Raw genomic sequence first — 21,038 nt, forward strand, 5'->3', positions numbered from 1 at the left:
CACGGACCGGGGAGGCCCACATGACCGTTGTCGATGACCGGAAGTCGGGGCCGGGCAAGGACGACAGCACGCCGTACCCCGGGGCCGTCGGCGCGCCGACGGTGGCCGACGTGAGCGGCCCGTCCCGGCTGGCCGAGGCGGACGAGGCGATCAGTGCCGAGGAGTTGCAGCTCGCGGCTCGCAACCACGGCATCCCGTTGGAGGCGCTGCGCTACGACGTCACCCCGGCCGGGCTGCACTACCTGCTCATCCACTACGACATCCCGGAGCTGGACCCGGACACGCACGCGCTGACCCTCGGCGGTGCGGTGGACCGGCCGCTGACCGTCACCCTGGCCGAGTTGCGCGAGCGGCCCCGGGTCACCCAGCAGGTCACGCTGGAGTGCGCCGGCAACGGTCGGGCCCTGCTGCACCCCCGGCCGGTCAGCCAGCCCTGGCTGGTCGAGGCGGTCGGCAACGCCGAGTGGACCGGCACCCCGCTGGCGCCGCTGCTGCGCGAGGCGGGTCTCGGGCCGGACGCGGTCGACGTGGTCTTCACGGGCGCCGATCACGGCGTCGAGCGCGGGGTGGAGCAGGACTACCAGCGGGCGCTGCCGGTCGCCGACGCACTGCGTGAGGAGGTGCTGCTGGCGTACGAGATGAACGGGTCTCCCCTGCTGCCGCAGCACGGCGCGCCGCTGCGGCTGATCGTGCCGGGCTGGTACGGCATGGCGCACGTCAAGTGGGTCCACTCGATCGACGTCCGGACCGAGCCGTTCGAGGGCTACCAGAACGCGGTGGCCTACCGGGTGCGCCGTGACGCCGACGACCCGGGGGTGCCGGTCACCAGGATCGAGCCGCGCGCGCTGGTCCGCCCGCCCGGCTTCCCCGACTTCATGTCCCGCCGTCGGGTGCTTCGGGCTGGACCGTGCACTCTGGACGGTCGGGCCTGGTCGGGGCACGCGCCGGTGGTCGCCGTGGAGGTGACCACCGACGGCGGGGCGAGTTGGGCACAGGCCGAGCTGGACCCGGCGGAGGGCGGGGATTTCGCCTGGCGGCGGTGGCGCCACGAGTGGACCGCGACGCCGGGCCGGTACGTGCTCGGCGCGCGGGCGACCGACGCGTCCGGGCGGACCCAGCCGGTCGAGCAGCCGTGGAACCGTGGCGGCTTCGCCAACAACCTGGTGCAGCGGGTCGAGGTCGTGGTGCCGGCCGAGTGACCGGTCGCGAGGGCTACGCCACGGGTGGGGGGCCCGTGGTACGCCCGGGCGGGACGGGCGCGGTCAGCCGCCGAAGCCGGAGTCGGCGGGCAGCGAGATGTCGGGCTTCTCCAGCTCCTCGACGTTGACGTCCTTGAAGGTCATCACCCGGACGTTCTTCACGAAGCGGGCAGGACGGTACATGTCCCACACCCAGGCGTCGTGCATCTCGACCTCGAAGTAGACCTCGCCGTCGGAGTTGCGCACGTGCAGGTCGACCTGGTTGGCCAGGTAGAACCGGCGTTCCGTCTCCACCACGTAGGAGAACTGGCGGACAATGTCGCGGTACTCCCGGTAGAGCTGCAGCTCCATCTCGGTCTCGTACTTCTCGAGATCTTCCGCGCTCATCGCACTCCGCCTTCCATGACCACATCTTCCCCCACCGGCGCCGGAGGCCGAGGCTGCTCGCCCAACGCCACGCCGACGGTACCCCCTGACGCCCAGGAGCGCTCCATCGGCTCGTCCGCACCGGGACCGACGGGCCGACGGGCGCGCGGCGGCCGGCCGTCACGGCCGGAGATCGCGGCGACATTGATGTACGAGAACCGGTGCTCCCGGCACGGCCCGTGCTCCCGCAGCGCCGCGGTGTGCTCCGGGGTGATGTAGCCCTTGTGCTCGGCGAAACCGTACGCCGGGAACACCCCGTCCAGCTCCACCATGATCCGATCCCGGGTGACCTTGGCGAGCACGCTGGCCGCCGCCACGCAGGCGGCCACCCGGTCGCCCTTCCACACCGCCAGCCCCGGCACGCCCAGGCCGTCCACGCCGAAGCCGTCGGTCAGCACGTACTCCGGTCGGGTGGTGAGCGAGGCGAGCGCCCGGCGCATCGCGGCCAGGTTGCACACGTGCAGACCTCGGGAGTCGACCTCGTCGGCCGGAATGACCACCACGGCGTACGCCAGTGCGCGGTCCACGACCTCCGCGTACACCCGCTCCCGGCTGGCCGGGGTCAGCAGCTTCGAGTCGGCCAGCTCGTCGATCTCGCCGCGCCGCCCCTCGGGAAGGATCGCCGCGGCGGCGACCAGTGGACCGGCGCACGCGCCTCGGCCGGCCTCGTCGGCCCCGGCCACCTGCCGGAAGCCGCGCCGTTGCAGCGCCCGCTCCAAGGCGTACAGCCCGGCCTCCCGGCGCACGACGGTGCGCGGCGGGGTCAGCACGACGCCTCGTCCCGGCCGGCGCCGGCGGTCGGGCGCAGGAGCCGCGTCAGCAGGGCTGGCAGCTCGGCCGGGTAGTACCGCTCACCGCTGGCCGCCAGCTCATCCGGCGGCCACCACCGGTGACCGGCGATGCTGCGCTGCTCGATGTCGTCGAAGCCCGCGGTGTCCACCTGCCACGACGGCACCCGGAGCAGGAAGAAGTCCTGCTGCTGGCGGTACCACCTGCCGTCGAACGGAAACTCGGTGGTGTCGGACCAGACCGGCTCGCCCAACTCGGCGGGGTCGAGCCGCAACCCGGTCTCCTCGGCCAACTCCCGGGCCGCGCCGGCCGCGGGCGACTCCGCCGGATCCAGCCCGCCGCCCGGCGTGAACCAGTAGCGGTGCCCGGGGCGGGCCGGGTCGAAGCCGTGAAAGAGCAGGACCCGGCCGGCCGCGTCGACGAGCAGCACGCGGGCCGCGCGTCGAGGGGTGTAGACGGTCACCGCCCCAGCCTGCCAGACCGACGGCGGATCGCCCACGCCCCGGTCGGCCTACGGCTTCGGGATGCCCTCGAACTGCTCCGGCACGGTCAGCCAGGTCGCCCGGTTGACCGGCCAGAAGACGGTGAACGCCCGCCCGACCACCTCGTCCTCGGGGATGGTGGCATCGGTGATGTTCTGCCCGGACTGCTGCCAGTGCTCCAGCGAGTCGCCCGAGGCCGAGCGGTGGTCGCCCATCACCCACAGCCGACCCTTCGGCACGGTGATGTCGAACTCCTGGTCGGCCGGCTTGTCGCGGACCCCGTCCATCGAGAAGATGTACGGCTCGTCGAGCGCCTTACCGTTGATCACCAAGCGCTCCTGCGGGTCGCAGCAGACCACGTGGTCGCCGCCGACGCCGATCACCCGCTTGATGAAGTCCTCGCCCTTGGGGTTGCCGCTCCACTCGATCGGAGCCTTGAACACGATCACCTCGCCGCGGTGCGGTGATCGGAAGTCATAGACCAGCTTGTTGACCAGCACCCGGTCATCGATCTTGAGAGTGTTCTCCATGGACGGGGAGGGGATGAAGAAGGTCTGCAGCACGAAGGCGCGGACCAGCACCGCGACCAGGATCGCCACACCCAGCAGGATCGGCAGCTCCTTCCAGAAGGAGCTGCGGGGCTTGTCGGTCTGCTCGTCAATCACGCCAAGGAGCCTACGTTGCCGGACTGGACGGCACCGTCCGGAACGCGCGAGAACCACGCAGCACGGCTATCAAAGGAAGAAGCAGCAGCACACCGCCCTGCGGAGTCGGTCGGACCGGGGGCGCCCCGGAGGACGCGGCGGCCGGCCCGGCCACGTCGTCGAACGTCGACGGCACCGACAGCGCGGTCCACCGGGAGGACGGCCAGACCACCATGAAGGCCCGGCCCACCACGTTGTCGATCGGCACCGGGCCCTGGCAGCGCGCGTCCTGGGAGACCTCCCGGTGGTCGCCCATCACGAAGATCTGGCCGGGTGGTACGACCACCTCGTCGAAGCGCCGGGAGCGGCACTCCCCCGGGTTGGGTGGCAGGTCCAGCGGGGAGTCCCGCAGCACGTACGGCTCGTCGAGCGGGGTGCCGTTGACGGTGACCCGGCCCTGGCTGTCGCAGCACTTGATCCGGTCGCCGGGGAGGCCGATCACCCGCTTGATGAAGTCCTTCTCACCGGGGCGGCTCACCCCGACCAGGTCGCCGACTGTCCGGGTGAGCTTGCCGGCGAAGCCCGGCTCGGGCTGCTCGTCGACCTGCGGCGCCCAGCGGTCGGTGCCCCGGAAGACGACCACCTCGCCACGCACCGGGTCGCGGACGTCGTAGACGACCTTGTTGACCAGAACCCGGTCACCGATCAGGAGGGTGTCCTCCATCGAGCCGGACGGAATGAAGAACGCCTGGAGCAGGAAGGTGCGGATCAGCACCGCGAGGCAGAACGCGACGACCAGCAGCAGCGGCAGCTCCTGCCAGAGGGGCATCTGCCGGCGGGTGCGCCGGGCCCGTCGGCGCCACGGATCGACGGTGCCGTCCTCGTCAAGCGTCTGCACCACGCCACTCCCCGGTCCGCAGATACACAACCGCCCGGGAGCCTCGTCGAGGCTCCACGGGCGGTTGTGGACGGCTGCCCGCCACGTGGGCGGGGCCGCCGCCTCGCTGCGCCCGTACGACCAGGGTAGTGCGGTCCGGTCGGTACGGCATACGCGCAGTTCAGGCGGCGTGGCGAGCGTGAAGTCAGCTGGGCTGCTTCTCCCGCTTCTCCTTGATCTTGGCCTTCTTGCCGCGCAGCTCGCGCAGGTAGTACAGCTTGGCGCGACGCACGTCACCGCGGGTCACGATCTCGATCCGGTCGATGCCCGGGCCGTTGATCGGGTAGGTCCGCTCGACGCCGACACCGAAGCTGACCTTGCGGACCGAGAAGGTCTCGCGCAGACCGTCACCCTGGCGGCGGATGACGACGCCCTGGAAGATCTGGACACGGGACCGGTTGCCCTCGACGACCCGGGCGTGCACCTTGACGGTGTCACCGGCCCGGAAGTCGGGAAGGTCGGTCCGCTTCGACTGGGCGTCAAGGGCGTCCAGGATGTTCATCGCTGCGTCCTCGTAAGGCTCACGGCGCACCGTCACTCGGCGCGCGGGTGGGTGATTCTGATCTCCGGGTGGTGGTCGGCGAGCCGACCCCGGTCGGGGATCCTCGCAACCGCCCGCGGGCGCGGACGGATGCGGCAACCCCCCTACTTTGCCACATCATCCGGTGGCGACTGAAATCCGGCCCGGTCCAGCGCCGCGATGTCCCGTTTGTCGAGCTGATCGGGCGGCAGGGCGGCGAGCAGGTCCGGGCGCCGGGCGGCGGTGCGCAGGAGCCCCTCCTCGCGCCGCCAGCGGGCGATCTTCCCGTGGTCGCCGGAGCGGAGCACCTCCGGCACCTCGTGCCCGCGCCAGCTCGGCGGCTTGGTGTAGATCGGTGCCTCCAGCAGCCCGTGCGCGTGCGACTCCTCGTCCAGCGAGCCGGCGTTGCCCAGCACGCCGGGCAGCAGCCGGGTGACCGCCTCCAGGATCACCAGCACCGCCACCTCGCCGCCGAAGAGCACGTAGTCGCCGAGCGACACCTCGGTGACCGGCATCCGGGTCGCGGCGTGCGCCAGCACCCGCTGGTCGATCCCCTCGTACCGGCCGCAGGCGAAGAGCAGGTGCGGCTCGGCGGCCAACTCGTAGGCCATGGCCTGGGTGAACTGGGCACCGGCCGGTGAGGGCACCAACAGCCGGGGCGGCGGGGCCTCGGCCGGCGCGAGCGCGTCCAGCGCCTCACCCCACGGCTCCGGGCGCATCACCATTCCCGGCCCGCCGCCGTAGGGGGTGTCGTCGACCGTGCGGTGCACGTCGTGGGTCCAGGTCCGCAGGTCGTGCACGGCGAGCTTGAGTACGCCGTTGGCCCGGGCACGTCCGATGAGCGACAGGTCCAGCGGAGCGAAGTACTCCGGAAAGATCGACACGACGTCGACGCGCATGCGGGGGTGCTCCAGCGGGCTAGAGATCGAGCAGTCCGGCCGGCGGGTCGACGATCACACGTCCACCGGCCAGGTCGACCTCCGGAACGATCGCCCGGACGAACGGGATCAGCGCGGTACGCCCCTCGGGGCGCCGCAGCACCAGCAGGTCAGAGGAGGGCGCGTGGTCGATCCGGGCCACCTCGCCCAGCCGCTCACCGGTTGGGGTGACCACGGCCAGCCCGACCAGCTGGTGGTCGTGGAACTCCTCCGGGTCCTCCGGCGGCTCCACGTCGGCGCTGTCCACCACGAGCAGGGTGCCGCGCAGCGCCTCGGCGCCGTCGCGGTCCAGTACACCGTCGAACGCCACGAGCATCCGCCCCTGGTGCCAGCGGGCCGCCTCGATGGTCAGCTCCGCCGGGACCCGGAACAGCACCCCGGGCCCGTCCGCCGGCTCGGGCGGCGGAGCCGCCCCCGGCTCAGTGCGCAGCACACCAGTGCTCCGCTCGGATGCAGTCGGGGGCGTCGCCCCCGGCTCAGTGCGGAGCACTGTGCCAGGGGCGAACCGCGCTTCGGGCTCGTCGGTCCGCACTTCCACGGTGACCTCACCGCGGACGCCGTGCGGCTTGCCGATCCTGCCAATGACGAGCTGCATCAGTACGAGTCGACGATGTCGACGCGTACCCCGCGCCCGCCGATGGAGCCGATCACCTGGCGCAGCGCCTTGGCGGTCCGGCCGGACCGCCCGATCACAGTGCCGAGGTCCTCGGGGTGCACGCGGACTTCCAGCCGCTTGCCCCGACGGGAATCGACCATCCGCACCCGGACGTCGTCCGGGTGGTCGACGATGCCCTTGACCAGGTGCTCCAACGCCGGACGCAGAGGCATGTCAGGCCTGCTCACCGGCGTCGGCAGCGGCGGCCGGGGCCTCGGCCGGGGCCTCGGTCTTCGGAGCCTCGGCCGGGGCCTCGGTCTTCGGAGCCTCGGTCTTCGGGGCCTCGGTGGCCTTGGCGGCCTTCTTGGCCGGCTTGGCCGGGGCCTCCGGGGCGAGCCCGGCGGCGGCCTTCGCCTCAGCCTCGTACGCCGCCTTGCGGTCGGCCCGCTCGGGGGCGACCAGCAGCGGCGGCGGGGCCGGCAGGCCCTTGAACTTCTGCCAGTCACCGGTCAGCTCCAGCAGCCGCTGCACCGCCTCGCTCGGCTGAGCGCCGACGGACAGCCAGTACTGGACCCGCTCCGACTTGACCTCGATGACCGAAGGGTCCTCCTTCGGCTGGTACACCCCGACGAACTCGATCGCCCGACCGTCACGCTTGGTGCGCGAGTCGGCGATGACGATGCGGTACTGCGGGTTGCGGATCTTACCCATCCGCAGGAGCCGGATCTTTACGGCCACAGTTGTTTCGCTCCTGTTGCGATCTCACCAGCCCGGCACGGGCGGTGTGTATGGGTGAGCGCCGACGGCACAGTGGGGTTGGGCCGGAGACCACTCGGTGGACTGGCAACGCGCCTGGGTTAGAGGGCGCCGGACGCGCGCCGGATACCAGCGACCCATTCTGCCAGATCCGACGCCGATCTCTCGCACCGGACCCGGACACCGCGCCCGGCTCACCCCGGCCGGTGACCGGGGACACCTCTCAGCGCACCGGCGGGCGGTCCCATCCCGGCGGCAGTTCGTCCGGTACGTCCCAGTCGTCCGGAGGTGCGAAGTCGCACCAGGTGCCGTCGAACGGGAACTCACCCGCCTCGGCGAGCGCGATCACCCGCTCCCCCTCGGCCCGGACCGCCTTCTCGTCGGTCACCCAGTAGTCGTCGGGGAAGGCGAGACGCTCGACGAACTCCTCCTCGTCCTTCCACTGCCAACGGCGATCCGGGCGAACCAGCACGTCGAGGTCCTGGTCCACCACGTCGACCCCGGCCACCGGGCCGTCATCCCAGCAGACGCCGGGCTCCTCCAGGTTGACGTACCAGTGGGCGAACCGGCCCTGCTCATCGCGGAACCACCAGACAGAGTGCGCCGCCCCGGTGGGCAGGAACTTCAGCAGCGGCGGCCCGTTCCAGCGGCCGTGCGCCAGCCGGTACGTCGACGAGATCCACTGGGCGAACGGCATCGCCCGCATCCCCAGCCCCGCCTCGGTGACCTCGTGGGCCACCGGCGAGTCCCGGGCGATCCAGACCAGCAGCCCGCGCTCGTCGTCGCTGACCACCCGGCCCGGCCGGACCCACCCGATCCGGCCGTGCCGCACGTTGCGGTGCATGATCAGCCGACCCGGCGCAAACCGGTCGGCGGGGCCGCTCGGACGCACCTCAGTAGGCGCGGGCGAGGATCGCGACCAGGTCGGGCTCGTCCTCGGAATCCGGCACCGAGCCATCGGCGCGGAGCAGGCAGCGCACCGTGACGCCCTGGCCGTTCGCCTCGGCCTCGCCGGCCACGCCGACCGCCGACCACGGCACCCGCGCCCAGCCGGTCGCGGCGGCCTCGATCGCCTCGGCGAGGGTGGCCACCTCCACCGTGCGCGACTCCCGGTTGGCCAGCGCCTGGTCGTGCAGCACCTGCTGGTCGGTCTCCAGGGCGGCGAGCACCGCGCCGACCACGTCGGCCACCGGCGTGGGAGCCTTCGATCCGTCGGTACGGCGCACCACCACCGCCTTGCCGGCGGCCAGGTCGCGGGGGCCGACCTCGACGCGTACCGGATAACCACGCAGCTCGGCGTCGACGGCCCGGCGGCCGAACGGGGTGTCGGTCCGGTCGTCGAGCGCGACCCGGACACCGGCGTCGCGCAGCCCGTCGCGCAGCTTGGCCGCCGCCTCGCGCACGCCGTCGCCGTCCTTGACCACCATGACGTACGCCTGCACCGGCGCCAGCTTCGGCGGCACGCGCAGGCCGTTGTCGTCACCGTGGGCCATGATCAGGCCACCGAGCATCCGGGTCGACGTGCCCCAGGAGGTGGTCCAGGCGTGCTCCCGACCGCCCTCGGCCGAGGAGTAGCTGATGTCGAACGCCTTGGAGAAGTTCTGGCCCAGCTCGTGGCTGGTGCCCAACTGGAGCGCCTTGCCGTCGCCCATCATGCCTTCGCAGGTGTACGTGGCGGTCGCGCCAGCGAACCGCTCGCGGGCCGTCTTCAGGCCCACCACCACCGGGATGCCGATCACGTTGACCATCAGGTCCTCGTACGCCTCGTGCAGGATCCGCCGGGCATAGGCCCGGGCGTCCTCGCGGGTGGCGTGCGCGGTGTGCCCCTCCTGCCAGAGAAACTCACTGGTACGCAGGAAAATCCGCGGGCGCAGCTCCCACCGGACCACGTTGGCCCACTGGTTGAGCAGCAGCGGCAGGTCCCGGTACGAGTCGATCCACTTGGCCATGAACTCGCCGATCACCGTCTCGCTGGTGGGGCGCACCACCACCGGCTCGGCGAGCTGCTTGCCGCCACCGTGGGTGACCACCGCCAGCTCCGGCGAGAAGCCCTCGACGTGCTGGGCCTCACGCTTGAGGTAGCTCTCGGGGATGAACAGCGGGAAGTACGCGTTCTCCGCGCCGGCCGCCTTGATCCGGGCGTCCATCTCGGCCTGCATCCGCTCCCAGATGGCGTAGCCGGCCGGTCGGATGACCATCGTGCCGCGGACCGGGCCGTTGTCGGCCAGCTTCGCCTTGGCGATCAGGTCCTGGTACCAGCGGGGGAAGTCCTCCGCGCGGGGAGTGAGCACGCGTGCCATGACCGCATATCCTATGCGTCGCACGGAGGGCCGCCGCGTCCGGGAGGCGTCGCGCCGCGCCGGGCGGTGTTCCGCACCCACTCGTCGCGGCGACTGTGTCGGCCCCTGGGCGCGCCGCCGGGGCGACCGTACACTTCGACCACCATGACTGCATCGACGGACTCACCGCGACAGCGACTGCGGGACACGATCGTGGACGCCGCCCGCGCGCGGACCATCGCCGCCGGCTGGGACGCGGTCCGGATGGGTGGGGTGGCCACCGCGGCCGGGGTGAGCCGGCAGACCGTCTACAACGAGTTCGGCAGCAAGGCCGGCCTGGCCGAGGCGCTCGCCCGACAGGAGGTCGACCGGTTCGTCGGCGACGTCCGGGCCGCGCTGGTCGCGAACGGTCCCGACGTCCGGGCCGGCGCGTACGCGGCGATCGCGCACACCCTCGCCGCGGCGGCGGACAACCCGCTGGTCAAGGCGATCCTGACGAGCGCCCGGGGCGGCTCGGACGAGCTGCTGCCGTACCTGACCACCCGGGCCGAGGTGGTGCTCACCGAGGCGTCCGGCGCGCTGATCGAGTGGGTCGGCGACTACCTGCCAGACGCCGACCCGGCCGCGCTGGCCTTCGCCGCCGACACCATCGTCCGCCTGGTGGTCAGCCACATCGTGCTCCCCCGGGACCCCATCGACCAGACCGCCGCAGCCCTGGCCGACCTGGCCGTGCGTCTCTTCATGACGGCCGCCCGCGCGCCCCGCTGACCCCCACGGACCAGCCCGGCACACCACACCACCCACAAGATCAACCCACGCGCGGCTCTGCCGCCCCGCAAGGCCACCCACCGAGGGGCGCTGCCACCCCGCAAGATCGCGCTGCTTCCTGGAGCTTGTCTCATCCTGTTTGGGCTGGTGGGGTGGTGTTGACAGGACGAGTCGTGGGGTCGCGGCGCTGGTCAGGGTGTGGTGATCTTCGCTGATGATCGACTGCCCTCGGGAAGGTTCGATCTGTTCCGGTGTTGCGCGTGGCTCATAGCAGGGCCCTCGGTGAGGGTTGCAGGTCGTGACACACGACAACACGCCCACCGAGGGCCATGCTCTGGTCTACCAGGTCCATCTGCCCTTGTCGACGAAGTCGCTGACCATGATCACTCAAGCGATCCGCCGGTATCGCCGTGGTGTGCGCTCGCGGTGGCGCAAGCTGCCCGATGAGCAGGTCGCCCTCATCGTGCTGGCCGTGCTCCGCCATGATCAGCGTCCCGCCGACCTCGCCGCCGCCTACGGGGTGTCGCATCACAGCGTGCGCCGCTGGGTTCGGCAAACCATCACCACTCTCGCCGCGATGGCGCCCCGCCTGGACCGAGTCCTCACCCACACCGCCCGCACCAGCAGTGAGGACCCGCTGCTGTTCGACGGCACCTGCCTGCCCGTGCACCGCCCGAGCGGCCGCGCCGAACGACGCCTGTGGTGCGGCAAACACAAGGCTCACCACCTACGCGTACTCACCCTCACCGACCACCACGGCCGGCTGCTCTGGATCTCCGCCGCCGCCGGCGCCCGCACCCACGAAGCCACCCAAGCCAAACGCCTACGCCTACCCACCCGGCTACGCCGTCATGACCTCGCCGTCATCTGCGACCGCATCCACACCCGCCTCGACGACCAACCCGAGAACCCCACCGTCATCACCGGACGACGCGGCAACCGCCACCACCCCTCACCCCCGCCCAACACAGCGTGAACACCCTGCTCAGCCGCGAACGCGCGGCCAATGAACACGCCCACGCTCACCTCAAGAACTGGCGCATCCTCACCCGACTACGCCACGGCTGGCGCCCACACGCCACCACCCTGCTACGCGCCCTACTCGTGCTGACCAACACCGAAATCAACCGCTAGACAGATGATCAACACCGAAGATCCACACCCGCACACCAGCACCCCAACCACACCACCACGACCTGTCAACCATCCCTGAGCAGCCCAAACAGGATGAGACAAGCTCCTGGATGTAGTGGCATCCTCTTGACATCCTCCACCGCCCTGAAGGGCGGGGATTCCCTCGGTCACCCGAGGGGGTTCCTGCTTCACCGGGCCGCGCCTTCACCGCTTTCGCGGGTCGGGTCTCACCGTCCCTCCACAGGCGTTTCACCTCTCCGCCAGCCCGGCGGCGAGAATGTTCCTGGCGGCGTTGACGTCCCGGTCGTGCACGGCATCACAGCCGGGACACGTCCAGACACGAACGCCGAGAGTCATCGCCGTGTTGATCCGCCCGCACGCCGAACAGGTCTTCGTGCTCGGATACCAGCGGTCAACGGCGATAACGGTCCGCCCGTACCAGGCGGCCTTGTACTCGATCATGCCGCGCAGTTGCGTCCACGCCGCGTCGGAGATGGCGCGGGCCAGACTGTGGTTGCGCAGCATGTTGCCCACACTGAGACCTTCGATCACGACCGTTTGATTCTCACGGACGAGTCGAGTCGACAGCTTGTGCAGGTGATCCCGCCGCCGATCGGCGATGCGGGCGTAAATCCGGGCCACCGCGAGGCGGGCTTTCGCCCGGTTGGCGGAGTCCTTGGCCTTGCGAGACAGGTTGCGTTGCGCCTTCGCGAGCTTGCGGCGGTCAGCGCGCTCGTGGCGCGGGTTGGTGACCTTCTCCCCGGTGGAGAGGGTGACCAGGCTGGTGATGCCCGCATCAACGCCCACCGCCGTGCTGAGCGGGGGAAGCGGCTTAACGGTGGAGTCCTCGACCAGCAGGGACACGAACCACCGGCCGGACGCGTCGCGGGACACCGTGACCGTGGACGGCTCGGCGCCGTCGGGCAGAGGCCGGGACCACACGAGGGTCAGCGGGGCGTCCATCTTGGCCAGGGTGAGCTGCCCGTCGCGCCAGCGGAACGCCGAGCGGGTGTACTCCGCCGACGCCCGAGACTTGCGCTTGGACTTGAAACGCGGGTACCGCGACCGCTTGCCCCAGAACGCCGCGAACCCGGCTTGCAGGTGCCGCAGCGCCTGCTGCAAGGGCACGGAACTGACCTCATTGAGGAACGCCAACTCCTCGCAGCGCTTCCACTCCGTCAGCCACGCCGACGACTGCACGTAGGTGCTGCGCTGCCGGTCAACCGCCCACGCGCGCGTGCGCGCCTCCAGCGCGAGGTTGTAGACCTTTCGCACACACCCGAAGGTGCGATTCAACTGTTCAACCTGCTCAGGGGTCGGATAGAAGCGGTACTTGTACGCCCGCTTCACCACCTCACCCATGTCTCACATCCTAGCAGTCCATTCTGTAAGACGATTATCGAGGTGAGAGGGCGGCGATTCCTCCTCCGCCCGAGGGCGGAGGTATCCACGCCGCGATCCTGATGACGCCGAGGCCACTACATCCAGGATCGAGCGCGATCTTGCAGGCCGCGCGGGCCGTGCGCGGACCCACGACCGCGCGGGCCGCGCGGGCCGCGCGATCTTGCAGGACAGTGCGGGCCGCGCGTGTGTCAGCGGATGACGTGGCCGCGGAGGATGGTGCGGGACGGGGCGCGGACGACGCGCAGGTCGTGGCGGGGGTCCTCGGGATAGACGGTCAGGTCGGCGAGGCCGCCCTCGACCAGGCCGGGGAAGCCGAGCCACTCCCGGGCGCCCCAGGAGGCGGCGGCGAGCACGTCGAGCGGTGCCATTCCGGCCCGTTCGTGCAGCAGCAGCATCTCCTCGGCGGCCAGCCCGTGGTCGATGCCACCGCCCGCGTCGGTGCCCACGTAGATCGGCACGCCCGCCTCGTGCGCGGCCCGCACCACCTCGGGGAAGCGGTCCCGCAGTGCCAGCATGTGTTCGGCGTACCCGGGGAACTTGTCCCGCGCCTGCTCGGCGATCCCGCCGAAAGTGGCAATGTTGATCATCGTGGGGATCAGCGCGGTGCCCTGGCGGGCCATCTCGTCGATCAGGTCGAGGCTCAGCCCCGTGCCGTGCTCCACCGAGTCCACCCCGGCCCGCACCATGATCTCCACGGCCGACTCGGAGAAGGTGTGCACCGCCGCGCGTACCCCGGCGTCGTGCGCGGCCCGCACGGCCGCGGTGAGGGTGTCCGCGTCCCAGGCCGGCGCCAGGTCGCCCACGCCGCGGTCGATCCAGTCGCCGACCAGCTTGACCCAGCCGTTGCCGGCGCGCGCCTGCGCGGTCACCGTGGCCGCCACCTCGGCCGCGCCGACCTCCACCCCGATGTCGCGCAGATAGCGCTTCGGCGGCGCCACGTGCCGGCCGGCGCGGGCCAGTCGCGGCAGGCCCGGCTCGTCGTCCAACTCCGGGTACGGGTACGGCGAGCCGGCGTCGCGGATCGCCAGCACCCCGGCGTCCCGGTCGACATGGGCCAGCTCGCAGGCCTGGTCCAGGGAGGTGATCGGCGCCCCACCACGGGCGATGCCGATGTGACAGTGCGCGTCGACCAGCCCCGGCAGGACGAAGCCACCGTCGGAGACCGTCTCCGCTCCGGGCACCGGAGTGAAGGTCACCCGGTCGCCGACCAGCCAGAGATCCCGGACCTCGTCGTCGGGAAGCAGCACACCGCGCACATGAAGAGCCATGTGCACAGTCCTACCGGATCATCCCGTCGTCCGCGATGTCGCCCGCCCTCACCGACACCCGTTCACCGGGGACGGTTGTCGCCCTTGCCGAGCTTGTTGAAGTCGATCTTCGGGAGCTTGAAGCCGGGTGGCAGGCCCTGACCGCCGGCCAGGTCGTTCGGGTCCATCCCCGGCGGGAGCTGCGGCATGCCACCCGGGAAGCCGCCCGGCATCCCCGCGCCCGCCCCGGTACGCGGCCGACCGCCACCCTTGGTGCCCTTGCGCTTGTTCTTGGGCGACTTGGTCGCCTTGCGCCGGCCACCGCCGGGCAGGCCCATCATGCCGCCCATCTGCTTCATCATCTTCTGCGCGTCGGCGAAGCGGTTGAGCAGCTGGTTGACGTCCATCACGGTGACCCCGGAGCCGTTGGCGATGCGCGCCCGGCGGGAGCCGTTGATGATCTTCGGGGTGGTGCGCTCGGCGGGGGTCATCGATCGGATGATCGCGGTGACCCGGTCGAAGTGGGTGTCGTCCAGATCCGCGAGCTGGTCCTTCATCTGCCCCATGCCCGGCATCATGGCCAGCACGTTGGCGATCGGCCCCATCCGCCGCACCGCGATGAGCTGGTCGAGGAAGTCCTCCAGGGTGAACTGCTCGCCGCCCATCAGCTTGGCGGTCATCTTCTCCTTCTGATCGGAGTCGAAGGCCTGCTCGGCCTGCTCGATCAGAGTGAGGACGTCGCCCATGCCGAGGATCCGGCTGGCCATCCGGTCGGGGTGGAAGACGTCGAAGTCCTCCAGCTTCTCGCCGGTGGAGGCGAACAGGATCGGCTGCCCGGTCACCTCGCGCACCGACAGCGCGGCACCGCCGCGGGCGTCGCCGTCGAGCTTGGAGAGCACCACGCCGGTGATGCCGACGCCGTCGCGGAACGCCTCTGCGGTACGGACGGCGTCCTGACCGACCATCGCGTCGATGACGAAGATGACCTCGTCCGGGTTGACGGCGTCGCGGATGTCGGCGGCCTGCTGCATCATCTCGGTGTCGATGCCGAGCCGGCCGGCGGTGTCGACGATGACGATGTCCCGGGCGGCCCGCTTGGCGTGCTCGATCGAGTCGCGCGCGACCTGCACCGGGTTGCCGACGCCGTTGCCGGGCTCCGGGGCGTACACCTCGACGCCGGCACGGCCACCGAGCACCTGGAGCTGCCCGACGGCGTTGGGGCGCTGGAGGTCGGCGGCGACCAGCAGCGGCTGATGCCCCTGGCCCTTGAGCCAGCGGGCCAGCTTGCCGGCCAGGGTGGTCTTACCGGAGCCCTGGAGGCCGGCCAGCATGATCACCGTCGGCGGCTGCTTGGCGAACTGGAGCCGCCGGCCCTCGCCGCCGAGCACGTTGATCAGCTCTTCGTTGACGATCTTGATGATCTGCTGGGCCGGGTTCAGCGCCTGGGAGACCTCTGAGCTGCGCGCCCGCTCCTTGACGTTCGCGATGAAGCCCTTGACTACCGGCAGCGCGACGTCCGCCTCCAGCAGCGCGAGACGGATCTCGCGCGCGGTGGCGTCGATGTCGGCGTCGGTGAGCCGGCCCTTGCCGCGGAGCTTGGTGAAGATCCCGGACAGGCGGTCACTCAAGGTGTCAAACACGCGAACATCCCGTTTGTCAGTGTTCCGGCGGGCACAACGCGGCCGGCAGTGCGGAGTCCGGCCACCGCAAGGGTAACCGGCCGGCCGCACGGCCGCTGTCGGCCGGCCCGGCCCCGCGTCCCGGCCGCCCCGGCCGCGCCCCGCGCCGGGCCGCCGGCGCCGTCAACCGGACACCAACCCCGACTGGTACGCGAAGACGACGAGCTGGGCCCGGTCCCGGGCTCCCAGCTTGCCCATCGCCCGGCTGACGTGGGTCCGCGCGGTCGCCGGGCTGACCACCAGCCGGGCGGCGATCTCCTCGTTGTTCAGCCCTTCACCGACCAACCCGACCACCTGGCGCTCCCGGTCGGTCAGCGCGTCCAGTCGGGGGTGCGGACGGGCGACCCGGGACGGCCGGGTGGCGAACTCCCGCACCACCCGACGGGTGACCGAGGGCGACAGCAGCGCCTCCCCCTCGGCGACCAGCCGGATCGCCCGCAGCAGCTCGGCCGGTCGGGTGTCCTTGGTGAGGAACCCGCTCGCACCGTGCCGCAGCGCGTCGAAGACGTACTCGTCCAGCTCGAAGGTGGTGAGCACCACCACCCGCGTACCGGCCAGGTCGGGGTCGGCGACGATCCGCCGGGTCGCCTCGATCCCGTCGATGCCGGGCATCCGGATGTCCATCAGCACCACGTCCGGCCGTTCCTGGCGGGCCAGCTCCACCGCGCGCAGCCCGTCGGCCGCCTCGCCGGCCAGTGCCAGGTCGTCCTCGCTCTCGACCAGCGCGCGCAGCCCGATCCGGACCAGGTCCTGGTCGTCGGCGATCAGCACCCGGATCACGGGGACGGCTCCACCGGCAGCCGGGCGTGCACCCGGAACCCGCCGTCGGGGCGCGGCCCGATGGCCAGCCGCCCGCCCAGCGCGTCGACCCGCTCGCGCATCCCGGCCAGACCGTGCCCGCCACTCTCGTCGCCGGCATTCTCGAACCCGGCGCGGGCGGCGCCCGTGCCCCGGTCGGTGACCTCGACGGTCACCTCGTCGGAGCGGTAGCCGACGGTCACCTCCGCGCTGGCCACCCCGGCGTGCCGCAGCACGTTGGTCAACGCCTCCTGCACCACCCGGTACGCGGCCAGATCCACCGCCGCCGGCAGCTCCCGGGGATCACCGACCAGCCGCACCTCGACGGCGAGCCCGGCCCCGGCAAGCCGGTCACGCAGCGCCGGGAGCCGGGCCAGGCCGGGTACCGGCCCACGCTCCGCTCCCCGCCGTACGGCGCCCAGGGTGACCCGCAGCTCGTCCAGGGCCTCCCGGCTGGTCCGGCTGATCGCGGTGAGCGCGGTCTCCGCCTGCTCGGGCCGTTTCGGCAGCAGATGCAGGGCGATCTCCGCCTGCATGCTGATCGCGGCCAGCCCGTGTCCCACCACGTCGTGCACCTCCTGCGCGATGCGCAGCCGCTCCTCGTCGGCCTGGCGCCGGGCCTGCTCGGCACGGGTGCGGGCCTGCTCGGCACGGCTGCGCTCGGCGGCCTCGCGGTTGACCCGCACCACCACTCCCACCGCGAACGGTACGACCGCCCAGGCCGACGCGGGCAGCACTCCGGCCCAGCCGGGCGCCGGGCCCCGGGACCAGAAGACGTGGGTCAGCAGCAGCACGAACGCGCCACCGATGGCGAGCGACGCCGGGCGCACCGGCAGCCGCACCGCCACGGTGTACACCGCGACCAGGAAGGTGAGCAGGACCGGCCCGTACGGGTACCCGAGCACCAGGTACGTCGCGGTGGCCACGGTAACCACGGCGAGGGTCGCGACCGGAGCACGCCGCCGGGCCAGCAGGGCCAACGCGGCGAGCGCGATCAGCACCCGGCAGGTGGCGTCCACCGGTCTCGACCCCGGCTGGTTGTCCCCGGCCAGGCCGGTGGCGAGCAGCCCGAATCCGAGCAGCACCAGGGCGAGCACGGCATCGGGAGCCGCCCGCCTCGCCCACTGCCCACTCCGCCGCATGGCCGTCATTCTGCCGGCGTCGACGCCAGTCGGCGTGCGTCCACGGGCGGCACCGCCACTACGCCCCCGGACGTACCCGCCGCCCCAGCGCCACCACGCCTCCCTGTTTGCCCCGCCCCGCCGAACCCCGCCGCGCCGGCTGGCACTCCCGCCAGCGCACCCGTACAGCCCACCGGCCGCGCCCAGCAGGCACTGCACGTTCTGCGGGGCGATGTGCCGGTCGGACAACCGCGCCGTCACCACCGCCTCGGTCGGTCAGCGCACCCGGCAACGCGCCCCGGGCGACGCACCCCGCTGCGACGCACCCGGGGCGGCGAAAGCGGGCGGAAGTCTCGGTCGCACCGGGTCTGTGGCGGACAGCCTAAAGAGCGTGATGACCCTGAGGCATGAATATGACTCTGAGGTATCACGCTCGTGGGAGTGACCGGCTGGAACGAGGGTCCGACGGCCGAGCATCCAGGGGGCACCGCGCGCGGCAGCCGGACAGCGACTACCCCCGGGGCGTCTGCAGCACGCACGAGATCCGAGGGCAGCGCGGCGGCTAGGCAAACGCCGCGCAGGGCCGTGAAGCGCCGCGCAGGGCCGGGTGGCAGGCCGGATCCGAGGGTGGTTCAGACGGCGGCCAGGACCGCGGCCTCCAGGCGGGCCCGGGTGGCGTCGTCCGGCCAGCCGCCCACCAGGTAGAAGGCGTCGACCACGTCGGCTCCGAGGGTGGAGATGCGGGCCGCGCGGACCAGGGCGCCTGCTTCGTCGAGCGCGCAGGTGACCCGGTAGAGCAGCCCGGCGGCGTCCGCGGCGCGCAGCTCCAGCAGCACGGCGTCGGTGGCCGCCTCCCGGTGCCAGACCACCCGGGGGGCCGCGCCGCCGCTCCGGGCGGCGAGCGCACGGCCGCGCAGTCGCTGGGTGACCGACACATCGCCGGCGACCGCTCTGCGCAGGTCGGCGCGGAGCGAAACCGGGTCCGGCGGCAGCCCGTAGCGGGGCTGCACCCGGCATTCGACCAGGGCGCGCCCGTCAACCGCGGAGGCGTCCGCGGAGATCACTTCCAGCCGGTGCAGGGCCAGGCAGCCGGCCACCGTGGCGAGCAGGCCCCGACGGTCCGCGGCGGCCACCGCCACCCGGTCCCCGGTCAGGTGGACGACCGGCAGTGGCCCGGCCAGCAGCGCCGGGTCGGGGGCCGGCGGTTCGGGCAGCACGCCGGTGTCCAGCGCGGTGCGGACCCGGGCGACCAGCTCTGCGACCAGTCGACCCTTCCAGTCCGACCAGGCCGCCGGCCCGGTGGCCGCCGCGTCCGCGCGGACCAGCGCGTGCAGCAGGTAGAGGGTGCCGGTGTCGCCGACCGCCTCGGCCACCGAGGCGATGGTGACCGGGTCGGCCAGGTCCCGGCGGGTGGCCACGTCGGGCAGCAGCAGGTGCAGCCGGACCAGCTTGCCGATCAGCTCGGCCTCGGCGGTGGGTAGACCGATCCGGGTCGCCACCGCCTCGGCCAGCGGTACGCCGACCGTGCTGTGGTCACCGGGCAACCCCTTGCCGATGTCGTGCAGCAGTGCGCCCAGCAGCAGGAGGTCGGGCCGGTCCACTTCGCGGGCGTGTCGGCTGGCCTCGTGGGCGGTCTGCACCAGGTGCCGGTCGAGGGTGTACCGGTGCACCGGGTTGTGCTGGGGCAGGCTGCGCAGCCGGGTCCACTCGGGCAGCCAGCCGTCGACCAGCCCGTACCGGTCGCAGGTCTCCCAGGCCGGCACGAGGCCGGGCCCGGCGCCGAGGAGCGTGGTCAGCGCGGCCCGGGCCTCGGCCGGCCAGGGCGCGGGCAACGGCGGGCAGTATGCCGCCAACCACTCGCAGGTGGCGCGGGCGATCGGCAGTCCGGTGGCCGCCGCGGCGGCGGCTACGCGCAGCGACAGGCTCGGGTCGGGGCGTGCGCCGATCGCCGTGCGGGCGAGGACCAGCTCGCCGTCGTGCTCGACCACGTCCCGGGCCACCGGGCGGCGGGCGGGGCGGGTGTTCCCGCCCCGGGAACGGCCCGAGCGCAGCCGGTCGGCGGCCCGGAAGGCGTCGTCCAGGGCGTGGCTGACCGTGCGCGCGTCGCCGGCGACCCGGCGCAGGAGGGTGTCACCGTCCTCGACGACGGCTCCGGGTCGCCGCGCGGGGTCAGACCCGCCCAGCTGGAGTTGTCGGAGGCCGAGTAGCGCGGCCACCCCGTCCCGTTCCTGGGCCAACAGCCGGTCGACCCGGCGGCCGACCTGCTGGTGCAGGGCGTCCCGGGTGTCCAGCAGGCGCAGGTGGGCGGCGCGCACGGCGGGGCGCAGCGCGTCGGTGATCCCGGCGGCGGAGATCGCCCGCAGCAGCCCCACGTCGCGCAGCCCGCCGGCGGCCTCCTTGAGGTCGCCCTCCAGCAGGAAGGCCAGCTCACCGTGGGCCTGCCAGCGGGCGGCGGTGACCTCCCGCAGCCCGGGCAACTGGCGGACGGCGGTCCGCCGCCAGTGGTCGGCGGCGGTGCGGATCAGTGCGTCGGCCAGCGACCGGTCACCGGCCACCAGCCGGGCGTCGAGCAGCCCGAGGGCGACCTTGACGTCGTCCTGGGCCACCGAGAGCGCCTCGGCGACGGTACGCACCGAGTGGTCCAGCCGCAGGCCGGCGTCCCAGATCGGGTACCAGACCGAGGCGGCCAGCTCGTCCGTGCCGGGCACCCCGGCGTGCAGCAGCACCAGGTCGAGATCGCCGTACGGGGCGCACTGCCGCCGGCCCAGCCCGCCGACGGCGACCAGCGCCACCCCGTCGCCCTCGGGCAGCAACCCCCGCAGGAACCTGTCGTACGCCGCGGCACGGGCCAGCCGGGCCGGCTCGCCGATCCCCCCGGGTACGCCGACGACCTCGTTGATCAAGAGGTCCGCGTCGCCGTCACCGGCGTGCCCTGACGCGTTCCCCTTGATCAACGAGGTCATGTCGGTCGTGGTCCGGGTCAGAGTGCGTCGAGGCCGCGCTCGCCGGTACGCACCCGGACGACCTCCTCGACACCGGTGACCCAGACCTTGCCGTCGCCGATCTTGCCCGTGCGGGCAGCCCCGACGATGGCGTCCACGATTTTTTCCACGTCGATCTCGTCGGTGAGCACCTCTACCCGGATCTTGGGCAGGAACTCGACCGTGTACTCGGCACCCCGGTAGACCTCGGTGTGCCCCTTCTGCCGCCCGTACCCCTGTACCTCGCTGACGGTCAGCCCGGCCACCCCGAGGGCGTGCAGAGCCTCCTTCACCGCGTCCAGTTGGTACGGCTTGATGACTGCGGTCACCAGCTTCATGTC

The 21,038-nt window shown here is 72.3% G+C and carries 23 protein-coding genes; 4 read left to right on the forward strand and 19 right to left on the reverse strand.

Features of this window, described 5'->3' with window-relative positions; genetic code table 11:
- Nucleotides 1-20: 20 nt before the first annotated feature.
- Nucleotides 21-1,199, forward strand: coding sequence for a sulfite oxidase (locus OG990_RS22440; RefSeq protein WP_406077054.1), 1,179 nt, complete (start codon nt 21-23; stop codon nt 1,197-1,199).
- Between the two features lie 63 nt (nt 1,200-1,262).
- Here the strand turns inward: OG990_RS22440 and OG990_RS22445 are convergent, their stop codons facing one another.
- The 12 genes from OG990_RS22445 to proS form a co-directional block, all read right to left on the reverse strand.
- Nucleotides 1,263-1,586: a DUF2469 domain-containing protein gene (locus OG990_RS22445; RefSeq protein WP_007075222.1), complete on the reverse strand. Its 324-nt coding sequence runs from the start codon at nt 1,584-1,586 to the stop codon at nt 1,263-1,265.
- Nucleotides 1,583-2,395 carry a ribonuclease HII gene (locus OG990_RS22450; protein WP_355614105.1) on the reverse strand — a complete coding sequence of 271 codons (813 nt, stop codon included), beginning with the start codon at nt 2,393-2,395 and terminating at the stop codon, nt 1,583-1,585. The genes OG990_RS22445 and OG990_RS22450 overlap by 4 nt, the downstream gene beginning before the upstream one ends.
- On the reverse strand, nt 2,389-2,877 hold the full coding sequence (locus OG990_RS22455; protein WP_386989779.1) for an NUDIX hydrolase: 489 nt from the start codon (nt 2,875-2,877) through the stop codon (nt 2,389-2,391). Before OG990_RS22455 ends, OG990_RS22450 begins: the two co-directional genes overlap by 7 nt.
- Before the next feature lie 48 nt (nt 2,878-2,925).
- Nucleotides 2,926-3,561: a signal peptidase I gene (gene lepB, locus OG990_RS22460; RefSeq protein ID WP_406077055.1), complete on the reverse strand. Its 636-nt coding sequence runs from the start codon at nt 3,559-3,561 to the stop codon at nt 2,926-2,928.
- A 10-nt stretch (nt 3,562-3,571) separates the two neighbouring features.
- Nucleotides 3,572-4,441 (reverse strand): signal peptidase I, encoded by an 870-nt coding sequence (lepB, locus tag OG990_RS22465; protein WP_406077056.1) that lies wholly within the window; start codon nt 4,439-4,441, stop codon nt 3,572-3,574.
- 181 nt (nt 4,442-4,622) lie between these two features.
- Nucleotides 4,623-4,979, reverse strand: a complete 357-nt coding sequence (gene rplS / locus OG990_RS22470; RefSeq protein WP_091245871.1) for a 50S ribosomal protein L19 — start codon at nt 4,977-4,979, stop codon at nt 4,623-4,625.
- A 143-nt stretch (nt 4,980-5,122) separates the two neighbouring features.
- The gene (gene trmD, locus OG990_RS22475; RefSeq protein WP_386989786.1) at nt 5,123-5,896 is read right to left on the reverse strand and encodes a tRNA (guanosine(37)-N1)-methyltransferase TrmD; all 774 of its coding nucleotides are present in this window, start codon (nt 5,894-5,896) and stop codon (nt 5,123-5,125) included.
- A 19-nt stretch (nt 5,897-5,915) separates the two neighbouring features.
- A complete protein-coding gene (gene rimM, locus OG990_RS22480) occupies nt 5,916-6,530 on the reverse strand; it encodes a ribosome maturation factor RimM (RefSeq protein ID WP_406077057.1) in 615 nt (204 codons plus the stop codon).
- On the reverse strand, nt 6,530-6,790 hold the full coding sequence (locus OG990_RS22485; RefSeq protein ID WP_172862164.1) for an RNA-binding protein: 261 nt from the start codon (nt 6,788-6,790) through the stop codon (nt 6,530-6,532). Before OG990_RS22485 ends, rimM begins: the two co-directional genes overlap by 1 nt.
- The gene (gene rpsP, locus OG990_RS22490; protein ID WP_406077058.1) at nt 6,765-7,268 is read right to left on the reverse strand and encodes a 30S ribosomal protein S16; all 504 of its coding nucleotides are present in this window, start codon (nt 7,266-7,268) and stop codon (nt 6,765-6,767) included. Before rpsP ends, OG990_RS22485 begins: the two co-directional genes overlap by 26 nt.
- A gap of 241 nt (nt 7,269-7,509) precedes the next feature.
- Nucleotides 7,510-8,130, reverse strand: a complete 621-nt coding sequence (locus OG990_RS22495; RefSeq protein WP_406081850.1) for a DUF402 domain-containing protein — start codon at nt 8,128-8,130, stop codon at nt 7,510-7,512.
- 49 nt (nt 8,131-8,179) lie between these two features.
- Nucleotides 8,180-9,586 carry a proline--tRNA ligase gene (proS, locus tag OG990_RS22500; RefSeq protein WP_406077059.1) on the reverse strand — a complete coding sequence of 469 codons (1,407 nt, stop codon included), beginning with the start codon at nt 9,584-9,586 and terminating at the stop codon, nt 8,180-8,182.
- 144 nt (nt 9,587-9,730) lie between these two features.
- Between proS and OG990_RS22505 the strand changes: the two genes are divergently transcribed.
- The 3 genes from OG990_RS22505 (at nt 9,731) to OG990_RS22515 (ending at nt 11,467) form a co-directional block, all read left to right on the forward strand.
- A complete protein-coding gene (locus OG990_RS22505; protein WP_355614091.1) occupies nt 9,731-10,333 on the forward strand; it encodes a TetR family transcriptional regulator in 603 nt (200 codons plus the stop codon).
- Between the two features lie 298 nt (nt 10,334-10,631).
- Entirely contained in the window at nt 10,632-11,309 is a 678-nt protein-coding gene (locus OG990_RS22510; protein ID WP_406076957.1) for a hypothetical protein, read from the forward strand.
- Nucleotides 11,306-11,467, forward strand: a complete 162-nt coding sequence (locus OG990_RS22515; protein ID WP_406076958.1) for a hypothetical protein — start codon at nt 11,306-11,308, stop codon at nt 11,465-11,467. Before OG990_RS22510 ends, OG990_RS22515 begins: the two co-directional genes overlap by 4 nt.
- Before the next feature lie 249 nt (nt 11,468-11,716).
- Here the strand turns inward: OG990_RS22515 and OG990_RS22520 are convergent, their stop codons facing one another.
- The 7 genes from OG990_RS22520 to OG990_RS22550 all read right to left on the reverse strand — a co-directional run bounded on the left by OG990_RS22520 (nt 11,717) and on the right by OG990_RS22550 (nt 21,035).
- Nucleotides 11,717-12,829, reverse strand: coding sequence for an RNA-guided endonuclease InsQ/TnpB family protein (locus OG990_RS22520; protein WP_406077060.1), 1,113 nt, complete (start codon nt 12,827-12,829; stop codon nt 11,717-11,719).
- A gap of 230 nt (nt 12,830-13,059) precedes the next feature.
- Nucleotides 13,060-14,139: an amidohydrolase family protein gene (locus OG990_RS22525; protein ID WP_406077061.1), complete on the reverse strand. Its 1,080-nt coding sequence runs from the start codon at nt 14,137-14,139 to the stop codon at nt 13,060-13,062.
- Between the two features lie 62 nt (nt 14,140-14,201).
- Entirely contained in the window at nt 14,202-15,758 is a 1,557-nt protein-coding gene (gene ffh / locus OG990_RS22530) for a signal recognition particle protein (protein ID WP_386989796.1), read from the reverse strand.
- Between the two features lie 162 nt (nt 15,759-15,920).
- Nucleotides 15,921-16,577 carry a response regulator transcription factor gene (locus tag OG990_RS22535; protein WP_328424512.1) on the reverse strand — a complete coding sequence of 219 codons (657 nt, stop codon included), beginning with the start codon at nt 16,575-16,577 and terminating at the stop codon, nt 15,921-15,923.
- The gene (locus OG990_RS22540) at nt 16,574-17,737 is read right to left on the reverse strand and encodes a sensor histidine kinase (RefSeq protein WP_406077062.1); all 1,164 of its coding nucleotides are present in this window, start codon (nt 17,735-17,737) and stop codon (nt 16,574-16,576) included. Before OG990_RS22540 ends, OG990_RS22535 begins: the two co-directional genes overlap by 4 nt.
- Nucleotides 17,738-18,348: 611 nt before the next feature.
- Nucleotides 18,349-20,679, reverse strand: a complete 2,331-nt coding sequence (locus tag OG990_RS22545; RefSeq protein WP_406077063.1) for a [protein-PII] uridylyltransferase — start codon at nt 20,677-20,679, stop codon at nt 18,349-18,351.
- A 17-nt stretch (nt 20,680-20,696) separates the two neighbouring features.
- On the reverse strand, nt 20,697-21,035 hold the full coding sequence (locus tag OG990_RS22550) for a P-II family nitrogen regulator (RefSeq protein WP_007456507.1): 339 nt from the start codon (nt 21,033-21,035) through the stop codon (nt 20,697-20,699).
- Nucleotides 21,036-21,038: the final 3 nt, after the last annotated feature.

Source organism: Micromonospora sp. NBC_00858 (assembly GCF_045207365.1).
Taxonomy (GTDB): domain Bacteria; phylum Actinomycetota; class Actinomycetes; order Mycobacteriales; family Micromonosporaceae; genus Micromonospora.